Raw genomic sequence first — 25,570 nt, 5'->3', positions numbered from 1 at the left:
GAGAATCCTGGTCTCTTTCGCCCCCCGCTGCGGTGCGCCAGCTGGAGATCCTGGAGGAGGCGGAGGCGGCGGGGCGGATCACCCGGGAAGGAGGCCGATCGGGCGGCCCTGCTGGACCGGTTGGTAGAGGGGTTTCACCGGTCGCGCGGCTTCCGGGATAGTTGGGGAGGTGAAGAACTCGGATGCAAGAGGTAAAGGACGTAGAGTTCGGGCTGTAGCGGGGCCAGTCGGAAAACAGCATCCCCATGGAATGCCGAATCGAAGGGCCATGCGAGCTTCTCCCGCATTTAACTTTAACTTATTCGGTGGGGAGCTCGTCCCTCAGCCTGGAGAAGCGTGGACATCGGGTCATGGATCAGAACGTTCATCACGCCGCCGAGGAACATCAAATGGGATATCTCCGGGGAATGCCTTTCGCTACCCAGCCTTCAGGTCACAGCGCATCCCGATCAGGATGCGGATCGGTCGGAAGCCAAAGGAGAGCAAGGCGGCTGAGAGCGCCGGTTCCTCGCCGGTGAGGGCCATCACGGGAAGCATGGGCGGGATCTCCTTCAGGGCGGTCTCCACCAGCCACCGGGCATGCTGAGGGGTTCCGGATCCGGTGAGAAAGGCTCGCAGGGTTAGGGTGCCTTCCCGGCGGATCCAGGCGGCGATGGCCACGATCTCCCCACCTTCGGTTTCGATGATCCAGGGGGTTTTCCGGCGCTGGCCGAAGGGCCAAGGGGCCAGGGCCATCGGGAACAGGTCCAGAGGTTCAAACAACCGCATCGCCGGGTTTTCCGCCGCAGCGATCCAGGCGGAGAGCATGGATGCCTCCCCCGGTCGAGCGGGCCGCACCCGATAGCCGGGGATTCCAGAGCCCATGGTCAGAAAGGATGGCGCACGCCCGGCCTCCCGACGCCAGATCTGGATCCGTCCGATCTCGACAAAACCCAGCGATCGATACAGCCGAAGGGCGGGGATGTTGTCCGCCCGAACCTGCAGGGCGGCCCACCGGGCCCCATGAGCCCGGGCATATTCCAGACAGGCTGCGACCAGCGCCCGACCGATCCCCCTTCCCCGGAATTCAGGGGCCACGGCGACATTGGCGATCAGCCAGCCTTCCAGGCTCGGCTGGAAGCGGCGGACCATGGCGTAGCCCACGACACGCCCGCCTTCCACCCACACATAGCCCGGCACGAGGGTCTCCCCGGACGGGAGAAACCATTCCAGACCCTTCAGCAACCATCCCAGGCGGGACCAGAAACGCATTTCCCGAAGGATCTGCTGGCCGATCTCATCCAACTCGCTGGCGAAGGCCTCCTCCAGCAGGTCGGCGATCCCCCGCAAATCCCGTCGCACATCGGCGGGGCGCAGCCCGTTCCCCGCTTCCCGGCCTGCGACATGAGCCATGATCATCCCTCCGAAGAGCCCGCCCTGCGCAGTCGTCGGAGGGCCTCTTCGTAAGAAATCTGACCCTCTGCCAGCGCCTCCAGGATCTGCAGGCGCTCCTCCGGGCCAGGAGGACCCTCTGTCTCCGCCTCATACCCCATGGCCCGCAGGATCTCCTGCAGTCGCTTGCGCAGTGTGGGGTAAGAGAGGCCCGTCATGCGCTCCAGACGAGTGAATTTCCCCTCACACCGCAGGAAGAGCTCGACGAAGGCCAGCTGTTCGGCGGAAAGCCGGGCCAGTCGGCTCGGCTGGAACCGCCCCTCGATCCGTGTCTCGCAGGCCGGGCACTGCAAGGCCACCACTTCCAACCCTTCCCCGCACGCCGGGCAGACCCCAATCCACATCCCTATTCCCGTCTCCTGGAAAGATTAAACCATCCTTTCGAACTTTGACGAATAAGCTAACATGTCTTATTGTGTTGTGTCATCCTCCGTTGGCCACGCCGGGGACCTACCCCTGGTTGACGAAGACCAAACCTAAGGTTGAGGGAGAGCCCATGGGCGCTCGCGGCGGAAGGCATTTCGTAGTAGCCATCGCCCTTTATATCTTAGCCGCAACTGTTCGACTGTGGTGCATTGGCTCATTTATCACGTTTGATGAGGTCCATTGGGCCGCGAATGGGGCCCACTTCCTCCACGGTCTGATCACCGGGAACTGGCTCGAAACCGTCCAGTTCGCGGCGCCCGGGGTGTTCACTATGTGGGCGGCCGCGCTGCCGGCATTCATCAAGGTCTTCGTCCTGGGACGGGGCCGCGAGGCGTGGGATCTCGTTTCGGCCTATCCCGTGACCGTTCTGCCGCTGGATGAACCGTTGTTGCGGGCAGCGGCCTTTTTCCTTCCCGAAAGCAGGGTAGTCCTGGCCCTTCTCAACGCGCTGCGCACGCCGGTGGTGTACCTGTTGCTGATCCGACTGGGGCTCACGCCGGTGACCGCTTTCTTGGGCGCCGCACTGGCCGCGCTGGACCCCTTTGTCGTGGGCCATGACCGGGTGCTGCATACCGACGGGCCGGCCGCGACCTTCTTCCTGCCCGCGCTCCTGGCCCTGCTGGTGGGGTTGGAATCGTCCTCGCCCAAGGGACGATGGGTTTTCGTTTCCGGAAGCCTGGCGATGGCCGCGCTGTTGAGCAAGTCCACCGGCGGCTTAGTGATACCCACCTTGTTCGTTCTGTTGCTCCTCCACGCGGGGCGGCCCCCGCACGCGCGGGTGCGCACCGTGAAGGCCGTGACGTCTTGGATGGCGGGCGCGATCGCGGCTGCCTTCGTGTTCTGGCCCGCCCTTTGGGGCGGCCCAATCCGGGCGGTAAGAGCAGTGCTCGACCTTTCGCTGCACTTCGCCGGGACGCCCCACCCCACCAATTACTTCCTGGGCAAAGCATACGTGGAGGAAGCGCCCGGTCCGCTCTTCTACCTCGTGAGCCTTCCCACGCGCACAACTCCGCTCATTTGGCTTGGAATCCTGCTTGCGCTCCCCTACTTGACGGCGAAAACCCGGGAAGGCCGTCTCAGCCGCGCAATTTGGCTGGCAATCGTTCTTTTCCTGGTGCCGGTATCCCTCAGCGCGAAGGAGTTCGAACGCTACCTGCTCCCCCTGTATCCTCCCCTCGCGGTGCTCGCTGCCCTGGGATGGACACGCTTGGCCACCGCGACCGCGCGGTTTGTCCCGCGGCGATGGAGTGACCTCCTGCTTGGCCTGATTGTCGCCCTGCAAGGCGGGGCTGCCATCGCGGAATTCCCCTACTACTTTACCTATTTACCTACGCGAACCCCTTGCTCGGCGGCAAGCCTGCGGCCCTGTACCGGTTGCCCGCCGGCTGGGGAGAGGGGCTCGAACAGGTGGCGGCGTTCCTAAAGGGCCAACCCGACGCCCACATTATCGCCAGCAACCAGAAACCGGCCCTTGCCCCCCAAATTGAGGGGCCCATTGTCTGGGTCGCGCCGGAGAGTCTCGCCATCGCCGACTACGTGGTCGTCTACGTGACTGACATGCAATTGTCTCCGGCCACGGTGGCCTTGATCCGTGACCACGGCCGCAAGGTGTTCACCGTCACGCACGCCGGGGTGGTCCTGGCCGAAGTGTACGCGATGGACACGCCGCTAGACCACCAGGCCTTCCTGGAGCGCCTGCCGCCCGACGCGGTCATTTTGGCCAACGCGCCCCTCCTGGCCCTGCGGCGCGACGCCGCGCACCGGGTGATCTTCCTGGACTCCGACGCGGGAGCCGCGGGAGTGTACCGGCAACTGAACGCGCTGGCGGCGGTGGGGATCCGGCAGCTCTGGGTGTTGACCTCACCGGTAGGGCCCGAAGGGCCGACCGAGGCCCTCCTGCGGGCCTTGGATACGACAGCCTGGCGCCACGGAGGATCTCAACAGCTGTCGCTCCACGTGGAAGCGCGGGGGTACACATTGCCCCAAGGCGCCCACTTCGGCCCGACGACCGCGGGCACGCCCATCGATGTCCCCTTCGGCGGGGTGATGACCTTGGAGCGGGCGGGGATGTCAGCCACGGAAGTCGGTTATCCGCAACGCGTGGAGGTCGTCCTCCGCTGGCGCAGCCTCGCGCCTGTCCCCAGCAATCTCACCGCGTTCGTGCACCTGGTCGACGCGCAAGGCCACCTCTGGAGTCAGCAGGACGTGCCCGTTCGAGACGCGGCAGGCCGCCCGACTTCGAGTTGGACGCCCGGCACGACAGCGGAGACCCGACACCTGCTCCCGCTTCCACCGGGCATCCCTCCCGGAACGTACACCCTGGTCGCCGGCGTGTACAACGAAGCCACGAACCGGCTTCCCGCGGCGACCAAGAGCGGTACGACGGTCACCCTCGGCCAGATCAAGGTGGTACCCGCGCACGTGCTCCCCTCGCCGGCCGATGTGGCGCCGCCGGGCGAGCGGGTCGTGGATCTGACGCCCCACCTGACGCTCTGGCGGGCGGATGTGCCCCAAGGCCCCTTCTGGCCGGGCCAGCGGCTGACGATGAACGCGGTCTGGTGGGCCCGATTCGCCTTTGCCGAGGACCTGGATGTGCACTTCAGCCTGCGGGATGCTTCCGGCCGCGTCCGGCACACGTGGCGACAGCCCCTGGTGGCCTTTCCCACTGCACGCTGGCGCCAGGACGAGGTCGTGCGCGTCCTGTACGACCTGCGGGTGCCCCCAGCGCTCCCCTCGGGAACGTACACTTTGTACTTGGGCGTAATCCCCAGCGGAAGAACGGGAGAGCTTGCGGTGGAAATCCCTGTAGGCGCTTTCGAGGTTCACAGCCGGCCGCGGCAGTATGCTTTGCCTCCGGAAGCGACGCCGGTGGACGGTGCCTCATTCGGTGCTCTCATCCTGCTGCGGGGGTACACGTGGCCGAACACCGTGGCGGCGGGAGCCACCATCCCGCTTACCCTCTACTGGCAGGCTTTGGCCACCCCGGACCGGGAGTACAAAGTGTTCGTCCACGTGGTGGACGCAAGCGGCCGCATGGTTGCCCAGGCGGATCACGAGCCACAAGAGGGGAAGGCGCCTACCACCGGTTGGCTCCCCCAGGAGGTCGTTCCCGACCCGGTAACCATCGCGCTGCCGCCGGACCTGGCCCCGGGCACCTACACTGTCCTGGTGGGCCTCTATGAGGCGGCCGGCGACCGGCTTTCCCTGCCGGACGGGAACACGGCCTTCCCGGTGCTCCGGTTTACGTTGAGGTAGCACAGGGACTCCGGTTCTTCCCTGGCCACGAGGGCTGCACCTCAGAGGACCGGTCCCTGAAAAGATCGCTCGCCGCGCGGGTTGGAAGTCCGCCGCGCGGCGAGCGTGCCGGAATTCAGCGGTGCGAGCGCTGCCTAAAGATCCGATAGGGCCTTAGGATGACGATCCGGGACTCGGGGTCGGTGTGGGTTGAGGCGCGCGCCACCAACCTTTGTCCCACCAACCCCGGTGCCACCCGCGGCCGAACCCCCAAAAGCCGTTGGTCGCCCGTGGACCCCAGAACCCTTTGTTCAAGCCCTCCAGGAGCCAGTCGGCCATCTCGCGGCTGATGCGGCCATTCTGCACCGCCTGCTCGATGGCGTCCCGCAACGCCTGCTCACAGGCCTGGAGCACCGCGTCCCGCACGGACTGCAGGTCCACGCCCTTTTGGTCGGCCAAGTCGGCCAGGGTCCTGCCCGCCCACAATTGGGTGGTCAGCTCATCGACCGTCATGCCCAGCGCTTTGGCCGCAGCCTGCAGCCCTGCCTGCCCACACCACCGGCCGCCCGGCCCGGGATGGGCCATAGCCCCGGCTGTCAAGAGCCCTAACGGTGCCGCCGATGGCACTTTCCGCGGCGCGGCCAGCACAGGCCGGGCCACGAAGAAGCCAAGGGAGACCACAGCCCCGGCTATCAAGAGCCCTAATAGCCTCTTAGACCACATAAGCCACCTCCTTAGTTGTAGGCCGAAATCGAGAGGGCCGAGGTCCGCTGGCAGATCGGTGACGTCCGCCAGCCGGAAGCAGGCGCGCACGCCTGCAGCTTCGTCCTTGCGCCGCGCTTTGGCAATGGCGCGGGGCGCAACGTCCACTGTTATTCAATGGCGGGCCAAGGGTCTTTGAGGAAAGCCGGGCGTAGGTGCCGCGGGGGATCCCCGGGGCTTTCCCATTCTCTCCGGGAAGGGGAAAGGAGGCATCGTGGCGGATATCCTGCTCCATTCGCCGGACGGCCCCTGGGGAAGAAGGTCCGGCGCGGGCGTGCGATTTGAGTTAAAATGGAAAACGTGTTTGCACCGCAGGGCGGGCGCCCAAAACAGGCTTTCCTTTGGGCATGGCCTGCGCCGGGCGCGGGATTCCGGTTTGTGTGAAAAGGAGCAAAAGGAGGATGTATGGCGAATGAAACCCGAAAGGTCGTGCGAGCAGCGGGCTCCAATGGGGCGACAGAGGCGGTCGCCGCCTATGATGCCAGTCAGATCCAGATCCTGGAGGGCCTGGAAGCGGTTCGCCGTCGCCCGGGCATGTATATCGGCTCAACGGACATCCGGGGCCTACATCACCTAATTTACGAGGTAGTGGATAACGCGGTGGATGAGGCCCTGGCTGGGGTCTGCACCCATATCCTGGTGGAGATCCTGGCCGACGGGAGCGTTCGGGTGACCGATAACGGGCGGGGCATCCCGGTGGATATCCATCCCCAGACCGGCCGTTCGGCCCTGGAGGTGGTGATGACCACCCTGCACGCCGGCGGGAAGTTCGGGGGAGGAAGCTATAAGGTGGCGACCGGCCTCCACGGCGTCGGCGTAAGCGCCGTCAACGCCCTCTCCGAATGGCTCGAGGCCATCGTCCAGCGGGATGGCGCGCGGTTCCGCCAGCGCTATGAGCGAGGCCGCCCGGTGACGCCGGTGGAGCGGGTTGGGAAAGCGGATCCCGCCCACTGGTATGCGCACCCCCGCTTCCCGCCCGCGGATCATGGGACCATTATCCATTTCAAGCCGGATGCGGAGATCTTCCGCGGGGGGATCGACTATAAATTCGAGACCCTGGCCCAGCGCTTCCGGGAGATGGCCTTCCTAACCCGCGGGCTCACTATCACGCTGGTGGATGAGCGAGAGGATCGGGAGATCACGTTCTATTTTGAGGGTGGGATCCAGTCCTTTGTCCGCTACCTGAACCGCAATCGCCAGCCGCTCCATCCCATCTGGTATGTGGAAAGGACAGTGGGGGACATCCTGGTGGAGGTCGCCCTTCAATATACGGATGCCTACAGTGAGACGGTCCTGGCCTTCGCCAACAACGTGAACACCGTGGATGGCGGGACCCATCTGACTGGGTTCCGATCGGCGCTCACCCGGACGTTAAATGACTACGCCCGGAAGGTCGGGCTCCTCAAGGAGAGCGATCCCAACTTCACGGGGGAGGATGTTCGGGAGGGACTCACGGCGGTCATTAGCGTCAAGCTCCCGGAGCCCCAGTTTGAGAGCCAGACCAAGAGCAAGCTGGGCAATGCGGAGGTGAAGGGGGCTGTGGAGTCGGTGGTCGGCGAGGCGCTGGCCCGCTGGCTGGAGGAGAATCCCCGGGAGGCCAAAGCGATCATTCAGAAATGCCTGACCTCCGCCCGCGCCCGGGAGGCGGCCCGCCAGGCCCGGGAGCTGGTCATTCGCAAGAGCGCGTTGGAATCTCTGACCCTGCCCGGGAAGCTTGCCGATTGCTCGGAGCGCGACCCGGAGAAGGCGGAGCTGTTCATTGTGGAAGGGGATTCGGCGGGCGGATCGGCCAAGCAGGCCCGCGATCGCCATTTCCAGGCGATCCTGCCCCTGCGAGGGAAGATCCTCAACACGGAGCGGGCCCGGCTGGATAAGATGCTGGCCAACGAGGAGATCAAGGCGCTGATCTCCGCCATCGGCACCGGCATCGGGGATCAGTTCGATATCTCCCGGCTGCGCTATGGCAAGATCATCATCCTGGCGGATGCTGATGTGGACGGGAACCATATCCGCACGCTGCTGCTGACGTTCTTCTTCCGACATATGACGCCGCTCATCGAGAACGGCCATGTCTACATCGCCCAGCCGCCCCTGTATCGGATCGAGGTCAAGAAAACGAAAGAAGTCTTCTACGCCTACTCCGATGCCGAGCGGGATGAGATCTTCGCCCGGCTGCGCAAGCGGGGGATCGACCCGGCTGATGAACGGCTGGTGGTGACCCAGCGCTATAAGGGGCTCGGGGAGATGAATCCGGAACAGCTCTGGGAAACCACCATGGATCCGGCGCGCCGGATCCTGCTCCAGGTCACCATCGAAGACGCTGCGGAGGCGGATCGGGTGTTCGATATGCTGATGGGCGCCGCGGTGGAGCCTCGCCGCCGCTTCATCCAGGCCCACGCTCGGGAGGTGCGAAACCTCGATGTGTGAGCCTCTTCTCCCCTCAGAGGTGGCGGAAGTGCACCGGAGCGCTGGCCTTGAGGTCTATCCCTCAACCCGGCTTCAAAAGGGCTCCGGGATCATCAAGACTGTCCTCACCCCTCTTTGATGCCTTCTTTGCCGGCGGCACGGTCTAGACCTCCGCGATCGGGATCCGAATTGGAAAAGGCGGGATGGCCCTTTCCTCTCCTCCCGGCTCAGCGGACCGAGGAGGAAACCTCTGGGGGGCTGGGCCGCTCGCCTTCATCGACGCTCAGCCCCCCAAGCCCCCTCGGAGGAAGGCCCCTCATCGTTCGAATGATCTGATCGCCTCAATCCCCTGGGTCTATTGGGGGATCGCCGTGCGATCCCGTTTCTGCTGTGCCTCCTGAAGGACCCCCAGGTTCATCTCCTTGCTTTCAGACCCTCGGATCGATCCAAGAGGCCCCCATGCCCCTGCGCCGCGCGGCGGCGGACGCAATGGTCACCAGCGCCAGCCTGGAATTCGAGGAAGCGTTGGTGGAGGTTTTCTTAGGAGCTCCTGACAGGGGTTGTCCGAAGGGCTGAACCCGGGAGACTTTCAACGCGCCTCAGAGGGCCGCAGAGGGGATATGGTGACCTCTTCCACCGGAATCGAAACGGCTTCTCCTCCGCCCTGGATTCGCAGGCGGGTCCCATCTTCCCATCGATACAGCCCCACCCAGATCTTCAATGGGGTCCTGGATAGGGGCTCCGAAAGGATCATCGTTCGGGTTTCCCGAATCCGGTCGCCGGGCTGCCAGAGCCCGGTGTTATAGGCTCCATCCATGATGCCTCCATCCCGCTGGATGGCTGGAGGGGAGGCGGGGGGCCACTGGCGGGCTTCCGCCTCTGGATAGATGTGCACAAACACGCTGTAATCCCGGGAGGGTTTCCCGAGCGCCTCCCAATCCAGGATCACGGTGAGCCGGCGTCCGCTCCGTTGGGCGATCCCTCCTTTCAGGGCGATTCCATCCTCGAAAACGACCTGCAGATTGGATTGCATGCGATCCGCGGGTTCCGCCCACATGGCCCGATATCGAGGGGTGTTCTCTCCGGGCCATGGCTCCGGGGCGTGCAGGGAGATCAGGGCTGCCTGGGGGAGCCAGCGCCGCAGAAGGGGAACCGGCTCATACTGCCATCCGACAACCAGGGCTGGGGCGGAGGGTGGCTCGGGCGGATCCTTCTCCAGGCGGCGGATGCGCACGGCCGGTTGGTTCCAGAGCATGAATCGCATCTCCGCTCGTCCGGTCCATAGGCGCTCCGACAGGATCACGGTGCCATGGGGATAGGTGTGCAGGAAAGATCGGATCTCATCCGCCGCTTCCCAGGAGTCAAGGGAGAAAGCGCCCCGGACGCGGGCCTGCGCCCACCAGGCGGGATCGAAGTAAGCCACCGTGTGCCAGGGGAAGCTCAGCCCCAGGCATCCCCCCAGGATCGCCGCGCGTCCCCAGGGGGCTCGGACCCATCGATCGGTGATCCCGGCGAGCGCCCACAGGCCGGTGGCGGCCCAGAAGGCCGCCACCGGCAGCACCCCGCTGGCCCGCAGATAATGGGGTGCTTCCGTGGACAGGAAGGTGGGAAGCAACATGAGGAGTCCCCAGATCGCCGTAAAGGGAGTCCGTCGTGTGGCCTGGATCCCGCCGGCGAGGAAGGCGAAGGCGAGCAAGGGATCGAAGACCGGACGGCTATCGGTGTTATGCCGGGGATAATCATCGCCGTGGATGAAGAACATGCCCCCCACGCGGACTGCCTGCTCCAGGGCGACGGGGAAGGGAGAACGCTGGCTGTGGAAGGCGGAAACCTGTTCCTCTCGCAGGATGAAGTCTGAAGGGTGGAGGAAGAAATAAATGGCCAGGGGAGCAACAATCAGCGCGGCCCCGATCAGGAAGAGGGCGATGGCCCGGAGGGGAAACCGCCGGGGATCCTGTTGGCGTCCCAGGATCAGGCCTATAGCGATGGGGAGGACCGTCATGCGGGCGGCCACATAGGTGTAGAACCCACCTCCCCAGATCAGCCCGGCGATCAGCCAATCCCGGCCCCGTCCGCTTCGAGCGGCCCGGGTAAACGCCCACAGGGTGAGCGCTGCGGCCAGGGGGAACAGCCCGGCTCGGAACCCCACCCGGCTGAGGTTCAGCGGCCAGAGCAGGAAGGCCATCAGGATCCCGCTTAACATCCCGACCTCCCAGCGCCGGGAGAGCGTCCAGGCCATGCGGAAGGTGGCTGCGACGGCGAGCAGGCCGATCATGCTGGCGGTGAGCCGCAGCGCGTAGGGGGTGGGGCCGAGGATGGCCATCGCGCCGGCGACCAGATAGATAAACAGGGGCTCGCGGCCGTTGTTCTCCGGGAAGAAGAGGGCCAGGTGCCCCTCCAGAACCCGCAGGGCATCCAGGCCGTAATAGGCCTCATCATACCAGAGCCCATAGGGGAGGTGAGGGAGATCCATCCAGCGGAGGAGCGCGGCCAGCCAGATCAGCCCGACCATCGCCCCCCAATGGGTCCATGCGCGACGAGGCATCGCGGGCTCCGACAACGGTTTCGCTGCACCTCATTCCCTTTGGCAGATGGGGATCAGGGAGTGGGACCGCGGAAGGTGACCCCACAACCCCCGGAATCTCTTCCGCTCTCCTCCCCCGACCCGAAGCCAGGGGAGGAGAGCGGGAACTCAAAACAGCGCGACTTCCCCGGCGATGATCTTGCGACGCACTTCATGGATGTTGGATAGATGTTCGTCCACGATGGCGCGCACGGCTTCTTGAAGCCCCGGGGTAAGCGTGCCGGAACGGACTCGGACGGCAGCGTTGGCGATGAGGGGCTGATCGAGCGGTTTGCCGATCTGGGAGAGAAGATACACGGTCGCTTCCTGGATCTCTGGGAGACGTGCCACGATGTCCCGGGCGATCTCCAGCGCCAGCACATTATAGACTTTCCCGACGTGGGAGATCGGATTCTTCCCCGCGGCAGCCTCCAGGCTGGTGGAGCGGAAGGGGGTGATCAGGCCCGTGATGCGGTTCCCCCGGCCAACGGCCCCATCGTCGCCCATTTCCGCGCTGGTGCCCGTCAACGTCAGATAGAAGTCCCCTCGCTTGGCGTGATCCGCAGTGTTCACATCCACCCGCACCGTCCGCCCTTCCAGGGCTGGCAGGCTGGAGACGAAGCGCTGGAGCGCCTCCTGGACGCCGCGCTTGGCCTCTTCGTATTCGGCGGGATCGTGGACGCGGGTGGCGATGAAGGGCACGGCCACGGTCAGGATGACCTGATGCCCCTGGCGCAACCCCATCACCTTAACGTCCTCGCCAATGGGGAACTGGTTGATCAGCTCATAGTTCAGATAATGGGTGGCCTGATAGACCGCTTCCTCCAGGCCGCTGCGAGGCCAGTGGGCGACGCCGAAACTGGTGTCATTGGCCGTGACCTGATGGACGATATCGATGAGCTCGCTGGCGCCGCGCCCGGCGAAGCAGTCGATGATGACGTGCTTGACCGGATCCAGGTAGCGCATGGTCTCCCGCAGGTAAGCCCGTGCGGCCTCAATGGCGATGGTCTCCATGGGGATCGCCTGGCCGTTGTAAAAGGGGGTCCCGCGGCCGGCGATCTGGATCCGGATGGGCTTAAGCAGTTCCCCGCCGCCGAAGCGGACCGAGACTTCGCCGGCGACCAGCTGGACCTTATCGAAGTTATGATGGAGGGCGCCGCCGAGGTGCTCCTCACACCAGCGGGTGTATTCCCGACTGATGCGCTCGGCGATCCCGTCGCACAGGCTATCGGGATGTCCGATGCCTTTCCGTTCGACGATCTCCACCGGAAGGGTTTCAATGGAAGGGCCGCTGGCCTCGGAAACCACGATATTGCGCATCAGAGTCCTCCTTCTGATTCAGATAGGGGCTGAAGCCGGGCGGAATGCCGAAGGCGTCCCACGCCTCACGCCAATCGCCATCCGCAGCGATCTCACACCCAGCAGGGTCTGTTTCGGGACAATAAAATGCCCCTCCGGGAGGAGGGGCGGAACAAAACAAAAGCCTCTTCTGGGAAGAAGAGGCCTATCGCCGCTGCGGGCCACCTCATCTCCCAGACGGACCGTCTGCCGGACTTGGCACCATCCCCGTGAGCGCTCCGCCGGGGGGCGGCGTGCTCCCCGGTCGGCCCTAAGGCCCCACGGGAGGTTGCCGAGGCTTCATCGGGCCGGATCCCTCCGCCTCTCTCGATGAGTGCCGCGCTCTATTCGCTTTTGTGATTATCTTACCACAGAAAGGGAAGACGTCAACTCGCTCGCCGTCTTCCTGAGCTGATCCTGATTTCACCGCCTGCCGGTTTTCAATGGGAATCCGCATGCAGATACAGGAAGCAAGTCGTAAAAACCGCTTTCGCGTTTATCTTACCACGGGCAATGCGAATGTCAACCATAAAGGGAAGGTCCCGCGTCCACCCCCTATGATCCCAGAGACTTCAATGGGCCGCCAGGAGGGGAAATCAAACATATAATTCACCGGGAAGCGGATTCCATTCGTTGCGCTCCAGATCTGCGCTCTTCCAGAGGAGGCCCTCATGGATTTCCGGTTGAGCGATGAGCATCGCATGGTGCAGCAGATGGTCCGCGAGTTCGCCGAGCGGGAGATCCGGCCGGTCATCAAGGAGCACGACCGGGCCCAGAAACCGATCCCATGGCTCTTCGAGCGAATGGCGGCCCTAGGGCTCCTGGGGATTTGCATCCCCGTGAAATACGGCGGCGCGGGGATGGACTACATCGCCTTGGGCCTGGCCTGCGAGGAGCTGGAGCGGATCGACAGCTCCCTCCGGGTGGTGATGTCCGTCCACGTGGCCCTCAATTCCCTCTCCCTCCTTCAGTGGGGAACAGAGGAACAAAAGCGACGATACCTGGTTCCTCAGGCGAGGGGAGAGAAGATCGCTGCCTATGCCCTCACCGAGCCCGGCGCCGGATCCGACGCGGCCGCCATCCGTACGACCGCAAAACGTCATGGAGATGTCTACATCCTGAACGGGGAGAAAACTTGGATCAGCCTGGCGGATCTGGCGGATCACTTCCTGGTGATCGCCAAGACCGATCCGGAGAAAGGCCATCGCGGCATGTCGGCCTTCATTGTGGAGCGCTCGTTCCCCGGCGTGAAAACCGGCACCATCCACGGCAAGCTGGGGGTCCGCGCGGGCAACACCGGATGGATTGTCCTGGAGAACACCCCGGTGCCGGTGGAGAACCGTTTGGGAGAGGAAGGGGAAGGCTTCTATATCGCCATGGCGGCTCTGGACAACGGGCGTTACACGGTGGCGGCGGGGGCCACCGGGCTGATCCGGGCCTGCCTGGAGGCCTCGGTGAAATACGCCAACGAGCGGATGGCCTTCGGCCGCCGGATCGGGGAGCATCAGCTGGTCCAGGAGATGATCGCGAAAATGGCCGCCCATTACGAGATCGCCCGCCTGCTTTATCTGCGGGCCGGGTGGATGAAGAACATGGGGATGCGTAACACCCGGGAGACCAGCCTGGCCAAATGGTTCGCCACCGAAGCGGCCGTTCAGGCGGCTCTGGATGCGATCCAGATCCATGGAGCCTATGGCTACAGCGATGAGTATGATGTGGAGCGTTACCTGCGCAACGCGAAAGGGGAAGTGATCTACGAGGGCACTAGCCAGATCCACACGATCCTGCAGGCAGAATATGCCCTGGGCTATCGCAAGGATCGCCCCTTGCGCTGCGAGTTGCCGGCCTACGATCCGGAGATCTGGCGCACCGAGCCGGCGATGGCCTGAACCTGTCCTGAACACCTCCCGCTCAGAATTCAGAATCGTAGGGAGTGACGCCGCTGGCCTCTTCTTTGGGAAAGGGATCATCCCCCCTCCCGGAATGGGGGGTGCGACGGTGGATGTCCTGTAAACGAACAGCAAACCAGGAATATCCCTGCTGGAGGGGACCATGCACATTGTGGTGCCCATCAAGCAAACCCCAGATACGACCGCCACATTGACCGTCGATGCATCGGGACGTATATCCTGGGGCGATGCCCCGCTGATCGTGAATCCATGGGATGAGTTCGCCATCGAGGAGTCCCTGCGGTTGAAGGAGAAGTTCGGGGGGAAGGTCACGGTCATCACGCTGGGCTCGGAATCCGCGAAGGAGGCACTGAAGCAGGCAGTGGCCATGGGATGCGATGAGGCCATTCTTCTTCACGATCCCGCCTTTGAGGGCTCCGATGCGGTGGTCACCGCCGCCATCCTGGCCGCGGCCATCCGCAAGCTGGGCGCGGTGGACATGGTCTTCATGGGCAAAGAGAGCGTGGACGGAAACTCCGCCCAGGTCCCGCCGGCCCTTGCCCGTCGCCTTGGCTGGCCATTGCTGGCCTATGTGGGGAAGATCCGTGAGATCGATCCAGCCGGGCGGACGATCGTAGTGGAACGGATCCTGGAGGAGGGCCGCCAGGTGGTGCGAGCGCCGCTCCCGGCGGTGCTGAGCGCGATGCAGATGAATGAGCCGCGATATCCCTCCTTTATGGGGATCCGGAAAGCGGCTCGCATGCCGATCCCGGTCTGGACCGCGGCGGATCTGGGGCTGGCGCTGGAGCAGGTCGGTGCGGCCGCCTCGGCGGCCCGCTGGCCTGTCGTCTTCGCCCCACCGAAGCAGGAGGTCCAGTGTGAGTTCATCCAAGGGGAGTCGCCCGAGGAGATCGCCCGCCTCCTGGTGGATCGGTTGCTGGCGGAGAAGGTCCTGTAAGCTTTCCCTTCGCATAGCTCCTGAGGGATACCGGCTTACGGAGGATATCCATGAGCCATGTCTGGATCTGGCTGGAGCAATTCCAGGGGAAGATCCCCTCCATCGTGTGGGAGACCATGGGAGTGGCCCGGCGATTGGCGGATGCCCTGGGAACCGGAGTGACCGCTGTGTGGATCGGAGGGACGATCGCCGATCAGGCTGGAGAGGCCATTGCCATGGGTGCGGATGTAGTCCAGGTGATCGAACACCCGGCGCTGGCTGATTTCCGGTTCGAACCTTATCTGACTGTCCTGAGCCATTTGGCCAAGGAAGAGGCCCCTCAGGTTATCCTCATCGGTTCCACCGCCCGCGGCCGCGAGCTGGCCGGGGGGCTGGCGGCGGAACTGGGGACAGCAGCGCTGGTCGATGCGCTGGAGGTCTCGGTTGAAAATGGGCGTGTCATGGCGATCCGGCCAATCTATGAAGGCAAGCTGTTCGCCCGGACCTACGTGGAGCGCTCTCCCGCGATCGTAACCATCCGGGGGCGTGCCTTTCCCAAACCTGATCCCGATCCCCGTCGAAAGGGGGAGATCCGTCGAGTTTCCCCAGAGTTGGAACCCTCAATGTTCCCCACAGAGATCCTGGAGTGGATCCAGGAAGCTGAGGGGGAGATCCGTCTAAACGAAGCCCGTATCGTTGTGGGCGGCGGGCGCGGGGTGGGTGGGCCGGAGGGGTTTGAGCCCTTGCGGGAGCTGGCTCGCGCGTTGGGAGCTGCCCTGGGAGCCACCCGGGCGGTGGTGGATGCGGGATGGATCCCCTACAAGTACCAGGTAGGCCAGACCGGGAAGACGATCAGCCCGGATCTCTACATCGCGTGCGGGATCTCTGGTGCCATCCAGCATCTCTCTGGCCTGCGGGGGGTGAAGGTCATCGTGGCTATTAATAAGGATCCCGAGGCCCCGATCTTCAAGGTGGCCCGCTATGGCGTGGTGGACGATCTTTTCAAGATCGTCCCGGCCCTTACAGCGGAGCTCCGTCGTCGTGGGCTCGCGAAAGGGTGAGCCTTCGTATCTCCTTGGATCACGGGCCATTGCCCGTATCGCTCCTTGCGCTTCGGCGGGCGTGTCGGGCTGCCTGCCGTGGATCTCCTGCTGTAGAGCTTCCGCGGGTGCAGGCCAGCGATCGCCTCGGCCAGCGGCACGAGGGCGGATCGTCCGGCGGAGGCTATGCCTTGCGGGATGGCTTCGCGGGGGAGGGGGGGAGGCTGGCCGAGAAGCCTAGGATGGCTCCCAAGATCATGGCGGTTACAGCTTCCCATAGCGGGAGAGGGATTCCGGAAACCAGCGAGAACAACCAGGCGACAGCCAACCCGAGGATCGCACCGCTGAGGATCAGCAACAGACGGGTCCAGAGCACATGAAGGGTGGTTGGCGTTCGCTCTGAAGGCGGAGTCATCGGCACCTCCCCCTGTTTTGTCAGGCGGCCGACGACCGGAAAGCCGGTTACAAAAAAACGGTGTGGGATTTCCCCACACCGGCCATGGAGCGCCCCCGGCGCGACTCGAACGCGCAACCACTGGATCCGAAGTCCAGCGCTCTATCCAATTGAGCTACGGGGGCCCTTGAGGGAGGGCGACGGGGTTCGAACCCGCGACCTCCTGATCCACAGTCAGGCGCTCTCACCGCTGAGCTACGCCCTCCACGCACTTTTAATTTTACTGTATTCTCCCCACCCTCGCAATCCGCCAGGTCTTGGGGATTTGGACGATCGGCCGGACGGTGATAGATTGATCCCCGGAGTTTTCCCCCATGGGTCCTGAAAAGCCAGCGCAGGAGTTCTTCTCTCGTCATGCCCCAGCTTACACGGTTAGCCCTTCCCACCGGGCTGGCGAGGATTTGCGCCGGTTGGTGGCCTTGTTGGCTCCAGCTGGTCAGGGGCGCCTCCTGGATATCGCCACGGGGAGCGGCCATACCGCCCTCGCCATGGCCTCGTGGGTAGAGGAAGTGGTAGGCCTGGATCTCACCCCGGCGATGGGAGCCGAGTTCATGCGCCAGGCCTCGGCCCAGGGTTTTCCCTGGATGCGGTTCGTGGTTGGGGCGGTGGAGGCTCTTCCCTTTCCGGATGGCGCTTTCCATTGGGTCACATGCCGCCGGGCTGCTCATCATTTCCCCAATCTCTCCCACGCCCTGGCTGAGATGAAACGGGTCTTGGCGCCTGGCGGACGGATCGGTATAGTGGATATGATAGCGCCAGCGGATCTGGAGGCAGCGCGCTTTCTGAATGAACTCGAACGGATCCGGGACCCTTCTCATCAACGGGCGCTTGGCCTGGAGGAGTGGAGGGAGCAAATACGAGGGGCAGGGCTATCGCTGACCGCTGTCGATGTTGTCGAGGAAATCCAGTCCTGGGAGCAGTGGTGGTTCCCTGTCCCTCTCGACAGCGCGGCAGCAGAACGGGCCCTCGCATATGTCTCTCAGGCAGGCCCAGAAGCCGGAGAAGTCTTGCTCCCCCATCCGAAAGGGTTGGCGATCCGGAAGCGACGGGGAATCATGGTAGCGATCCGCGAGCCCTCCACGACATCCCCCCCGGGCTCGCCGATAGGCGTCGCAGATCCGCTCCAGGGAACCTGAAAAGTGGAGGTCCGGTCCCCCTTCTCCCAATCAAGCGAACCTAACGGTGCAAATCCCGAATCGGCTCTCATTGTGGGCGTTCCCACAGGCCTTGGAGGTCCCCGGGATGCCTCTGGCACCCTGGGCGCTTGAACGGGGAACGCAATCGACTCATCGTCCAGGGGGAGCGGTTGCTTCCATGAATTTGCGCTACCTGGTGATCATCCCGACTTACAATGAGCGAGAGAACATCGAAAGGCTTATCCGGGCGCTCTTGGCCCTTCCGCTTTCGCTGGATGTGTTAGTGGTGGATGACCACTCGCCGGATGGGACAGGGGAGCTGGTGGCGGCAATGGCCGCGGAGGATCCACGCATCCATATTCTCCGCCGGCCCGCCAAGCTGGGGCTGGGGACCGCTTATGTGGCCGGGTTCCGGTTTGGGCTGGCCCAGGGTTACGAGCGCCTCCTAACGATGGATGCGGATTTCTCCCACGATCCGGCGTATGTGCCGGCGTTGATCGAGCGAAGCCAGGAGGCGGATCTGGTCATCGGCTCCCGATATGTTCCGGGCGGGGAGGTGGTGGACAGCCCGTGGTATCGGCGGCTGCTCAGCCGGGGGGCCAACCGGTTTGCCCGGACGCTCCTGGGCTTAACCCCGAGGGATGTGACGGCGGGCTTTCGCTGTTATCGCCCGGCGGTTCTGGAGGCGATTGCTCCAGAGACCATCCGGGCGGAGGGATATGCGTTCCTGATTGAGATCACTTATCGGGTGCAGCGGGCAGGCTTTCGGATCGCCGAGGTTCCCATCCGCTTTAGAGACCGCCGCTATGGGCGATCTAAGGTGTCACGACAAGAGATCGCGCGGGCGCTGTGGACAGTTCTCCGACTCGCGCGGGATCGGAGACGCGTTCGCCGGAAGCTATGAATGTCTGACGGCCTGGGTGAAGGGGCGGGCCGTCTCATTCTCGTACACTGAGGGGTGTGGCTGGACAGCTCGCTTTTCCCATCTTGGAATCCGGAGGCGGACACCGTGGAGTTTGTCGTCTGCAACCTCTGTGGTTCCTCCCGGACGCGTCTGCGCTTTCCCAGCACCCTATCGCGCCGTCGGGATCGAGCGCCGGATTTCCGCTGCACCAGCAACGGCTACGGGATCCATCCCCCGATCGTCCAATGTGTGGACTGTGGCCTCGTCTACGCCAATCCCCGTTATGCAGCGTCGGAGATCACGGATACCTATCGCGCGATCGAAGATCCTCTTTATTTGCTAGAGCGGGAAGGACGAGTCCTTACATTTGAGCGTCATCTCCAGCCGATCGAACAGCTCGCCGGACCTGGGCGTGGTCGGCGCTTGCTCGATGTGGGCTGCCATATCGGGATCTTCTTGGAGATCGCCCAGGCTCACGGCTGGGAGGCCTGGGGGGTGGAACCCTCGCGCTGGGCGGTGGGGATCGCGCGGGCCAGGGGGCTTCGGGTAATTGAGGGGACGCTCCGAGAGGTGGGGTTCCCCAATGCCTGGTTCGATGTGGTCACGCTGTGGGATGTCATCGAGCATCTGGGCGATCCCATGGGCGAGCTTCGCGAAATCTATCGGATCCTGAAGCCCAGTGGCTGGGTGGTGATCCATACGATGGATATTGAGAGCCCCTTCGCTCGGCTCCTGGGCGCGCGCTGGCCATGGCTGATGGAGATGCATCTTTACTACTTCTCCCGGCGCACACTGCGGAGCATGTTGGAGCGCGCTGGGTTTCGGGTTCATCATATGGCGGCGGAGGGGCGATATCTGCGCCTGGGATATCTGGCCACGCGGGTCCGTGCGCTCTTTCCCCGTCTGGGCGCGCTCCTGGTCTGGCTGGTCCAGCGGACCCATTTGGCCGCGCGGGCCGTTTATATCGATCTGGGGGACCTGTTTACCGCTTATGCTCAAAAACCCGAGTCTCCCCCCGATGATCCCGAGGGCCCCAACGAGGAAGGAACCCCTCGGAGAGCGCACGATATCATTGATGGAAAGCAACGGTTGCCCTCCCGGGTCAGGCCGCTTACAATGAGACAGGGGTAGCGCTCTGTATTCCCTCCAATTGTCCCTGGCGATGGGCATGCCACGCAAAGGTCGGATCTCTGATCGAAGGGGGTCGCTATGCACATCCCACCGGATCTGCGCTACACGGAATCCGACGAGTGGGTTCGCCTGGAAGGCGAGGAAGCGGTGTGCGGCGTCACCGATTACGCCCAGAGCCAGCTCTCCGATGTGGTTTACGTGGAGCTGCCCGCGGTGGGTCGCACCTTTCAGAAAGGCGAGGTCTTCGGGGCGATCGAGTCGGTGAAGGCGGCGGCCGACCTCTATATGCCGATGAGCGGAACCATCACAGCAGTGAACACCGACTTGGTTCAAAACCCAGAGTGGGTGAATCAGGACCCCTACGGGCGGGCCTGGCTGATTCGATTCCGGCCCAGCAACCCCGCGGAGTACGAAACCCTGATGGACGCCGAGGCGTATCGGGCCCATTGCGAGGCCCGCGCACATTGAGAGACTATCGCCTGAACCATGGGCCGTTTCCCGGCGAACCGAACGGGCAGGGGATGGAGAACAGGTTGGGTCGGAAAGGACAGGCTCTGCGCTCGGAGGCACCCATGCGCTTTGTTCCGCACACGGAGGAAGAGCGTCGCGAGATGCTCCGGGTCATCGGCGTGGAGCGGATGGAGGATCTATTCGCCGATGTGCCGGAAGCTTATCGGTTTCCTCCCCTGAACCTTCCCCGGCCGCTCACTGAGTTGGAGGTTCGTTGGGAGCTGGAGGCCCTGGCGGAAGCCAATATCCCCACCGGTCAATATGCGTGCTTCCTCGGCGCCGGGGCTTACCGGCACTTCATCCCGGCGGTTATCGATGAGTTGTTGCGCCGGGGGGAGTTCTATACCGCTTACACCCCTTACCAGCCGGAGGTCAGCCAGGGCACTCTCCAGGCGATGTTCGAGTTCCAGTCCATGATCTGCGCCCTTACTGGAATGGAGGTGGCCAACGCCAGCCATTACGACGGCTCCTCCGCCCTCGCGGAAGCGGTGTTGATGGCCTTGCGGCTGACCCGAGGGGAGCGGCCCAAGGTGCTTTTGTTCCCCACCATCCATCCGGAATACCGAGCGGTGGTCCGCACGTATGTCCAGCACCTGGATGTCCGCCTGGAGGGAGAACGCGGATGGACCCTGGACCAGTTGCGGAGGCCGATTCTCCTCTTGGAGGAGCTGGAAGCCCGCTTGGACGCGGAGACAGCGGCCCTGGTGATCCCTTACCCAGATTTCCTGGGTCGGGTGCTCCCCCCTTCGCGCCTGCGGGAGACGGCGGATCGGGTCCACCAGGCCGGCGCGTTGCTGATCGCCGTGGTTAACCCCATCGCCCTGGCTCTCTTCGAGCCCCCAGGGAGCTGGGGGGCGGATATCGTGGTGGGCGAGGGGCAGCCCCTGGGGATCCCCCTGAGCTTCGGGGGTCCCTATCTGGGGATCATGGCCACCCGCATGGCGTTCGTGCGTCAGCTGCCCGGCCGTATCGTGGGAGAGACGGTGGATCTGGAGGGCCGCCGGGGGTATGTCTTGACGCTCTCCACCCGTGAGCAGCATATCCGCCGGGAGAAGGCCACCAGCAACATCACCACGAACGTTGGCCTGATGGCTCTGGCGGCCACTATCTATCTCTCCGTAATGGGCAAGCATGGGCTCCGTCAGGTCGCCTCGCTCTGCTATCATAAGGCCCACTATCTGGCGGAACGGATCGCCTCCCTCCCGGGCTACGAAGTCTGGACCGAGCATCCATTCTTCCACGAGTTTGTGGTTCGAACTCCGCGCCCGGTTGCCGAGATCAATCGGATCCTCTACGAGGATTATCAGATCCTGGGCGGCTATGATCTGGGCCAGGCGGATCCTGTGCTGTCTGGCCATATGTTGCTGTGCGTCACGGAAATGAACACACGGGAGGAGATCGACGCGCTGGTGGAGGCCTTGGGCGAAATCGGGCCGGCCTATGGGGGCTGAGCTGTTTTCCCCTCACCTGATCTCCCAGCTCCTGTTCCAACTCCAGGCTGGAGGTGTGAGATGGGGGAGCCTCTGATCTTTGAATACTCCGTTCCCGGTCGGCGGGGCGTGGAGATGCCCGCGCCGGATGTCCCGGAGGCTCCTTTCCCGGAAGGCTTTCTTCGGGAGGATCTCCCCCTTCCGGAGGTGAGCGAGATCGATGTGGTCCGTCATTTCCTCCGCCTCTCCCAGATGAACTACGGGGTGGACAAAGGCTTCTATCCCCTGGGTTCCTGCACGATGAAATACAACCCCAAGATCAACGAAGAGATGGCCCGGCTTCCCGGCTTCGCCCAGCTTCATCCTTATCAGGATCTCGACACGGTGCAGGGAGCACTGGCTCTGATGTATCACCTCCAGGAATTTCTGAAGGAGATCGGAGGATTCGCGGCGGTCTCCCTTCAACCAGCGGCGGGCTCCCAGGGCGAGCTGGCGGGCATTCTGATGATCCGGGCGTATCACCGGGACCGCGGGGAGGGGAAGAAGCGGATCAAGATGCTGATCCCGGATTCCGCCCACGGCACAAACCCGGCCTCTTCAGCCATGGCCGGCCTGCAGGTGGTCAACATCCCGTCAGACCGTCGGGGGAATATCGATCTGGATGCTCTGCGCAGGGAATGCGACGAGACCGTGGCCGGCCTGATGATCACCAATCCGAATACCCTGGGGCTCTTCGACGAGAACCTGCTGGAGGCCATTGAGCTCGTCCACCGCTGCGGAGGGCTGATCTACGGCGATGGGGCGAACATGAACGCCCTGATGGGGATCTGTAAGCCCGGCGAGATGGGTTTCGATGTCATGCATTACAACCTCCATAAGACGTTCAGCACCCCCCACGGCGGCGGGGGTCCGGGGGCAGGACCGGTGGGGGCCAGCGAGCGGCTGGCTCCGTATCTGCCCGGGCCCATGGTGGCCATCGACCGAGAGCGGACCGTGCGCCCGGATGAGCCGGTCTACACGCTGGTGTGGCCGGAGCGAAGCATTGGCCGGGTGCGGGCCTTCTACGGCCATTTCGGGGTCTTCGTCCGGGCTTACACCTATATCCGGATGCATGGCCCACACTTGCGGGAGGTCTCCGAAGCGGCAGTTCTCAACGCCAATTACCTGTTGGCGCGGCTGCGGGATGTTTACCCAGTGCCCTATGATCGTTTGTGCAAGCATGAATTCGTGATCATGGGGAAGGTGCCAGGCACGCCCATCCGGGCCTTGGATATCTCCAAGCGTTTGATGGATTATGGCTTCCATCCGCCGACAAATTATTTCCCACTGATTGTGCCGGAAGCTTTGATGATCGAACCGACGGAGACCGAAAGCAAGGCCACCCTGGATGCCTTTGCGGAGGCGATGCGGCGGATTGCTGAGGAGGCGCGGCAGGATCCGCAGTGGGTGCAGCAGGCGCCTCATACCACTCCGGTGCGTCGCCTGGATGAGGCGCGGGCTGCCCGCCAGCTGATCCTGCGCTATCTCCCAGCTTCCGAGCCCCGCCCGACCCTCGCGCAAGCGTAGTCCGCTCGCAGGTTGCGCATAGGGCGCCCGATGGGGTTTTGTCTGATGTGGACAGGGAGGAGGGGATCTGGTATATTAAGGAAGCGGATAGTTCGGGGCATGGGGACCCTGGGGCGATCTCCCCGGGGAGTCTTGACAAACCCGGGGGGTTGTGCTATAAAATAAGGTGCGTTGGGATCCTGAACAGGCGAAAGCGGGCGGGGCGCATGGCCGGTGGACGTCGACGCAGGCCCGCCCCACCGTTATGGGGGGTGGATTCCCATAGCGGCTTGTGGTGTCTTCCGCACCTTAACAACTGGATTGTGGCAGGAAGTCCGGGGACGTCTGGTGGAAGTCTTGCGGTCGGACCTTGCACCTCGGGAGGTCAACCTCCTGAGGATAAGAGAGCCGACGGAGAGTTTGATCCTGGCTCAGGGTGAACGCTGGCGGCGTGCCTAACACATGCAAGTCGAGCGGGGAGGGGGTAGGCGTAAGCCGAGCCCTCCGAGCGGCAAACGGGTGAGTAACACGTGGGTGACCTGCCCCGGCGTGGGGGATAACCCTCCGAAAGGGGGGCTAATACCGCATACGCTCGACGGGGACGGCCCGTCGAGGAAAGGCCCGGGGAGGAGACGAACCGGGTCGCGCCGGGAGGGGCCCGCGGCCCATCAGGTCGTTGGTGGGGTAATGGCCCACCAAGCCGATGACGGGTAGCCGGCCTGAGAGGGTGACCGGCCACACGGGCACTGAGACACGGGCCCGACTCCTACGGGAGGCAGCAGTGGGGAATCTTGGGCAATGGGCGAAAGCCTGACCCAGCGACGCCGCGTGCGGGAAGAAGCCCTTCGGGGTGTAAACCGCTTTTGCCGGGGACGAGAAAGGACGGTACCCGGCGAATAAGGCCCGGCCAACTACGTGCCAGCAGCCGCGGTAATACGTAGGGGCCGAGCGTTACCCGGATTTACTGGGCGTAAAGCGCGCGTAGGCGGGGCTCTAAGTCGGGCGTGAAAGCCCCGGGCTTAACTCGGGGAGGCCGCTCGATACTGGGGCCCTTGAGGGCGGGAGAGGGTGGTGGAATTCCCGGTGTAGCGGTGAAATGCGTAGATATCGGGAGGAACACCAGTGGGGAAGCCGGCCACCTGGCCCGTCCCTGACGCTGAGGCGCGAAAGCGTGGGGAGCGAACCGGATTAGATACCCGGGTAGTCCACGCCCTAAACGATGCGCACTAGGTATGGGGGGCTGACCACGCTCTCCGTGCCGAAGCTAACGCGTTAAGTGCGCCGCCTGGGTAGTACGGCCGCAAGGCTGAAACTCAAAGGAATTGGCGGGGGCCCGCACAAGCAGCGGAGCGTGTGGTTTAATTCGATGCAAAACGAAGAACCTTACCCGGGCTTGACTTGCCGGTGGTACCGACCCGAAAGGGAAGGGACCCCGCAAGGGGAGCCGGCACAGGTGCTGCATGGCTGTCGTCAGCTCGTGCCGTGAGGTGTTGGGTTAAGTCCCGCAACGAGCGCAACCCCTGCCCCTAGTTACACGTGTCTAGGGGGACTGCCGGCGACAAGCCGGAGGAAGGTGGGGACGACGTCAAGTCAGCATGGCCTTGATGCCCGGGGCTACACACACGCTACAATGCCCGGTACAATGGGTTGCCAACCCGCGAGGGGGAGCCAATCCCATCAAAGCCGGGCTCAGTTGGGATTGCAGGCTGCAACCCGCCTGCATGAACGCGGAGTTGCTAGTAACCGCCGGTCAGCCATACGGCGGTGAATACGTTCCCGGGCCTTGCACACACCGCCCGTCACGTCATGGGAGTCGGCAACGCCTGAAGCCGGTGGCCCAACCCTCCCCCACCCAGGGCCTCTCCACGGAGAGGTCTTGAGTGGGGGAGGGAGGGAGCCGTCGAAGGCGGGGCCGGCGACTGGGACGAAGTCGTAACAAGGTAGCCGTAGCGGAAGCTGCGGCTGGATCACCTCCTTTCTAGGGAGTGTTGGTCGAGGGCGATCTCCCGGCGTGAGCCGGATGCCCTTCGACCCACCCCAGGGTGGTCCGTCAGAGGCATTGCCTCTGGCGTCCCAACGCCGGACGCCCGGCCCTTCCTGCCACAATTCAGTTGTTAAGGTGGGTTAGGGATGGAGTCTTCCCATTCCCCTGGTGACTGGAGCGGCGGGGAAACACCCGGTCCCATCCCGAACCCGGAAGTTAAGCCCGCCAGCGCCGATGGTACTGGAGGGGTGACCCTCTGGGAGAGTAGGCCGTTGCCAGGGGAATGGTTGCGCCGCGGGGTGGAGCAGCGGTAGCTCGCCAGGCTCATAACCTGGAGGTCGCGGGTTCGAATCCCGCCCCCGCAACTGTGGGGATGAGGCATGGCGTGATTTCGCGCTGTGCCGTACTTTGTGGGTTCCGCCAAATCCTCCTCCTGCACCCCGGTGGGAA

General features: G+C 63.9%; 18 protein-coding genes, 3 tRNA genes, 2 rRNA genes and 1 riboswitch. Of the genes, 15 read left to right on the top strand and 8 right to left on the bottom strand.

The window, feature by feature from the left end; genetic code table 11:
- Nucleotides 1-417: 417 nt before the first annotated feature.
- The gene (locus ACFMO3_RS06200; RefSeq protein ID WP_376789554.1) at nucleotides 418-1,392 is read right to left on the bottom strand and encodes a GNAT family N-acetyltransferase; all 975 of its coding nucleotides are present in this window, start codon (nucleotides 1,390-1,392) and stop codon (nucleotides 418-420) included.
- A gap of 2 nt (nucleotides 1,393-1,394) precedes the next feature.
- Nucleotides 1,395-1,775 (bottom strand): DUF2089 domain-containing protein, encoded by a 381-nt coding sequence (locus ACFMO3_RS06195; RefSeq protein ID WP_376789553.1) that lies wholly within the window; start codon nucleotides 1,773-1,775, stop codon nucleotides 1,395-1,397.
- Nucleotides 1,776-1,927: 152 nt separating this feature from the next.
- Between ACFMO3_RS06195 and ACFMO3_RS06190 the strand changes: the two genes are divergently transcribed.
- Both ACFMO3_RS06190 and ACFMO3_RS06185 read left to right on the top strand, forming a co-directional pair.
- A complete protein-coding gene (locus ACFMO3_RS06190; RefSeq protein WP_376789552.1) occupies nucleotides 1,928-3,280 on the top strand; it encodes a glycosyltransferase family 39 protein in 1,353 nt (450 codons plus the stop codon).
- Complete coding sequence (locus ACFMO3_RS06185) at nucleotides 3,265-5,112, top strand: hypothetical protein (protein WP_376789551.1); 1,848 nt, start codon at nucleotides 3,265-3,267, stop codon at nucleotides 5,110-5,112. Before ACFMO3_RS06190 ends, ACFMO3_RS06185 begins: the two co-directional genes overlap by 16 nt.
- 153 nt (nucleotides 5,113-5,265) lie before the next feature.
- Here the strand turns inward: ACFMO3_RS06185 and ACFMO3_RS06180 are convergent, their stop codons facing one another.
- Complete coding sequence (locus ACFMO3_RS06180; protein ID WP_376789550.1) at nucleotides 5,266-5,814, bottom strand: hypothetical protein; 549 nt, start codon at nucleotides 5,812-5,814, stop codon at nucleotides 5,266-5,268.
- Between the two features lie 444 nt (nucleotides 5,815-6,258).
- On the opposite strand from ACFMO3_RS06180, the gene gyrB reads away from it, so the two are divergent.
- Nucleotides 6,259-8,280, top strand: coding sequence for a DNA topoisomerase (ATP-hydrolyzing) subunit B (gene gyrB, locus ACFMO3_RS06175; protein ID WP_376789549.1), 2,022 nt, complete (start codon nucleotides 6,259-6,261; stop codon nucleotides 8,278-8,280).
- A gap of 568 nt (nucleotides 8,281-8,848) precedes the next feature.
- On the opposite strand, the gene ACFMO3_RS06170 is transcribed toward gyrB, so the two are convergent.
- Together ACFMO3_RS06170 and ACFMO3_RS06165 are read right to left on the bottom strand one after the other, a co-directional pair.
- On the bottom strand, nucleotides 8,849-10,804 hold the full coding sequence (locus ACFMO3_RS06170) for a glycosyltransferase family 39 protein (protein WP_376789548.1): 1,956 nt from the start codon (nucleotides 10,802-10,804) through the stop codon (nucleotides 8,849-8,851).
- Between the two features lie 147 nt (nucleotides 10,805-10,951).
- Nucleotides 10,952-12,142: a methionine adenosyltransferase gene (locus ACFMO3_RS06165; RefSeq protein WP_376789547.1), complete on the bottom strand. Its 1,191-nt coding sequence runs from the start codon at nucleotides 12,140-12,142 to the stop codon at nucleotides 10,952-10,954.
- 202 nt (nucleotides 12,143-12,344) lie between these two features.
- A riboswitch (SAM riboswitch) is annotated at nucleotides 12,345-12,497 on the bottom strand.
- A gap of 334 nt (nucleotides 12,498-12,831) precedes the next feature.
- Here ACFMO3_RS06165 and ACFMO3_RS06160 point away from each other — a divergent pair.
- From ACFMO3_RS06160 to ACFMO3_RS06150, 3 genes are all read left to right on the top strand, one after another.
- On the top strand, nucleotides 12,832-14,049 hold the full coding sequence (locus tag ACFMO3_RS06160; protein ID WP_376789546.1) for an acyl-CoA dehydrogenase family protein: 1,218 nt from the start codon (nucleotides 12,832-12,834) through the stop codon (nucleotides 14,047-14,049).
- Between the two features lie 163 nt (nucleotides 14,050-14,212).
- Nucleotides 14,213-15,007 (top strand): electron transfer flavoprotein subunit beta/FixA family protein, encoded by a 795-nt coding sequence (locus ACFMO3_RS06155; protein ID WP_376789545.1) that lies wholly within the window; start codon nucleotides 14,213-14,215, stop codon nucleotides 15,005-15,007.
- Between the two features lie 50 nt (nucleotides 15,008-15,057).
- A complete protein-coding gene (locus ACFMO3_RS06150; RefSeq protein WP_376789544.1) occupies nucleotides 15,058-16,047 on the top strand; it encodes an electron transfer flavoprotein subunit alpha/FixB family protein in 990 nt (329 codons plus the stop codon).
- Nucleotides 16,048-16,210: 163 nt separating this feature from the next.
- Here the strand turns inward: ACFMO3_RS06150 and ACFMO3_RS06145 are convergent, their stop codons facing one another.
- The 3 genes from ACFMO3_RS06145 to ACFMO3_RS06135 all read right to left on the bottom strand — a co-directional run bounded on the left by ACFMO3_RS06145 (nucleotide 16,211) and on the right by ACFMO3_RS06135 (nucleotide 16,685).
- Nucleotides 16,211-16,441 (bottom strand): hypothetical protein, encoded by a 231-nt coding sequence (locus ACFMO3_RS06145; RefSeq protein ID WP_376789543.1) that lies wholly within the window; start codon nucleotides 16,439-16,441, stop codon nucleotides 16,211-16,213.
- A gap of 90 nt (nucleotides 16,442-16,531) precedes the next feature.
- Nucleotides 16,532-16,605 (bottom strand) — tRNA-Arg (locus ACFMO3_RS06140).
- 7 nt (nucleotides 16,606-16,612) lie between these two features.
- Nucleotides 16,613-16,685 (bottom strand) — tRNA-His (locus ACFMO3_RS06135).
- A 109-nt stretch (nucleotides 16,686-16,794) separates the two neighbouring features.
- Here ACFMO3_RS06135 and ACFMO3_RS06130 point away from each other — a divergent pair.
- From ACFMO3_RS06130 to ACFMO3_RS06090, 9 genes are all read left to right on the top strand, one after another.
- Nucleotides 16,795-17,616, top strand: coding sequence for a class I SAM-dependent methyltransferase (locus ACFMO3_RS06130; protein WP_376789542.1), 822 nt, complete (start codon nucleotides 16,795-16,797; stop codon nucleotides 17,614-17,616).
- Between the two features lie 178 nt (nucleotides 17,617-17,794).
- Complete coding sequence (locus ACFMO3_RS06125; RefSeq protein WP_376789541.1) at nucleotides 17,795-18,520, top strand: polyprenol monophosphomannose synthase; 726 nt, start codon at nucleotides 17,795-17,797, stop codon at nucleotides 18,518-18,520.
- 105 nt (nucleotides 18,521-18,625) lie between these two features.
- A complete protein-coding gene (locus ACFMO3_RS06120) occupies nucleotides 18,626-19,651 on the top strand; it encodes a class I SAM-dependent methyltransferase (protein WP_376789540.1) in 1,026 nt (341 codons plus the stop codon).
- A 78-nt stretch (nucleotides 19,652-19,729) separates the two neighbouring features.
- Nucleotides 19,730-20,119 (top strand): glycine cleavage system protein GcvH, encoded by a 390-nt coding sequence (gcvH, locus tag ACFMO3_RS06115; RefSeq protein ID WP_376789539.1) that lies wholly within the window; start codon nucleotides 19,730-19,732, stop codon nucleotides 20,117-20,119.
- Nucleotides 20,120-20,223: 104 nt separating this feature from the next.
- The gene (gene gcvPA / locus ACFMO3_RS06110) at nucleotides 20,224-21,612 is read left to right on the top strand and encodes an aminomethyl-transferring glycine dehydrogenase subunit GcvPA (RefSeq protein WP_376789538.1); all 1,389 of its coding nucleotides are present in this window, start codon (nucleotides 20,224-20,226) and stop codon (nucleotides 21,610-21,612) included.
- A gap of 60 nt (nucleotides 21,613-21,672) precedes the next feature.
- Nucleotides 21,673-23,157 (top strand): aminomethyl-transferring glycine dehydrogenase subunit GcvPB, encoded by a 1,485-nt coding sequence (gene gcvPB, locus ACFMO3_RS06105; RefSeq protein WP_376789537.1) that lies wholly within the window; start codon nucleotides 21,673-21,675, stop codon nucleotides 23,155-23,157.
- Nucleotides 23,158-23,544: 387 nt separating this feature from the next.
- Nucleotides 23,545-25,114: ribosomal RNA gene (locus ACFMO3_RS06100) — 16S ribosomal RNA — on the top strand.
- Nucleotides 25,115-25,284: 170 nt separating this feature from the next.
- A 5S ribosomal RNA gene (rrf, locus tag ACFMO3_RS06095) occupies nucleotides 25,285-25,401 on the top strand.
- Nucleotides 25,402-25,413: 12 nt separating this feature from the next.
- Nucleotides 25,414-25,485, top strand: a tRNA-Met gene (locus tag ACFMO3_RS06090).
- Nucleotides 25,486-25,570 lie beyond the last annotated feature (85 nt).

This window comes from Thermoflexus sp. (genome assembly GCF_042408815.1).
GTDB lineage: Bacteria > Chloroflexota > Anaerolineae > Thermoflexales > Thermoflexaceae > Thermoflexus.
Note: the sequence above shows the minus strand (reverse complement) of the source record. Positions and strands in the feature narration are given on the sequence as shown.

What these genes read in the sequence shown, in the direction of transcription:
- ACFMO3_RS06145 (WP_376789543.1), bottom strand. Translation starts at nt 16,441, where the DNA reads ATGACTCCGCCTTCAGAGCGAACGCCAACCACCCTTCATGTGCTCTGG.
- gcvPA (WP_376789538.1), top strand. Translation starts at nt 20,224, where the DNA reads ATGCGCTTTGTTCCGCACACGGAGGAAGAGCGTCGCGAGATGCTCCGG.
- ACFMO3_RS06160 (WP_376789546.1), top strand. Translation starts at nt 12,832, where the DNA reads ATGGATTTCCGGTTGAGCGATGAGCATCGCATGGTGCAGCAGATGGTC.
- ACFMO3_RS06150 (WP_376789544.1), top strand. Translation starts at nt 15,058, where the DNA reads ATGAGCCATGTCTGGATCTGGCTGGAGCAATTCCAGGGGAAGATCCCC.
- ACFMO3_RS06165 (WP_376789547.1), bottom strand. Translation starts at nt 12,142, where the DNA reads ATGCGCAATATCGTGGTTTCCGAGGCCAGCGGCCCTTCCATTGAAACC.
- ACFMO3_RS06155 (WP_376789545.1), top strand. Translation starts at nt 14,213, where the DNA reads ATGCACATTGTGGTGCCCATCAAGCAAACCCCAGATACGACCGCCACA.
- ACFMO3_RS06200 (WP_376789554.1), bottom strand. Translation starts at nt 1,392, where the DNA reads ATGGCTCATGTCGCAGGCCGGGAAGCGGGGAACGGGCTGCGCCCCGCC.
- ACFMO3_RS06170 (WP_376789548.1), bottom strand. Translation starts at nt 10,804, where the DNA reads ATGCCTCGTCGCGCATGGACCCATTGGGGGGCGATGGTCGGGCTGATC.
- ACFMO3_RS06125 (WP_376789541.1), top strand. Translation starts at nt 17,795, where the DNA reads ATGAATTTGCGCTACCTGGTGATCATCCCGACTTACAATGAGCGAGAG.
- ACFMO3_RS06180 (WP_376789550.1), bottom strand. Translation starts at nt 5,814, where the DNA reads ATGTGGTCTAAGAGGCTATTAGGGCTCTTGATAGCCGGGGCTGTGGTC.
- gyrB (WP_376789549.1), top strand. Translation starts at nt 6,259, where the DNA reads ATGGCGAATGAAACCCGAAAGGTCGTGCGAGCAGCGGGCTCCAATGGG.
- gcvH (WP_376789539.1), top strand. Translation starts at nt 19,730, where the DNA reads ATGCACATCCCACCGGATCTGCGCTACACGGAATCCGACGAGTGGGTT.
- ACFMO3_RS06195 (WP_376789553.1), bottom strand. Translation starts at nt 1,775, where the DNA reads ATGTGGATTGGGGTCTGCCCGGCGTGCGGGGAAGGGTTGGAAGTGGTG.
- ACFMO3_RS06130 (WP_376789542.1), top strand. Translation starts at nt 16,795, where the DNA reads ATGGGTCCTGAAAAGCCAGCGCAGGAGTTCTTCTCTCGTCATGCCCCA.
- gcvPB (WP_376789537.1), top strand. Translation starts at nt 21,673, where the DNA reads ATGGGGGAGCCTCTGATCTTTGAATACTCCGTTCCCGGTCGGCGGGGC.
- ACFMO3_RS06190 (WP_376789552.1), top strand. Translation starts at nt 1,928, where the DNA reads ATGGGCGCTCGCGGCGGAAGGCATTTCGTAGTAGCCATCGCCCTTTAT.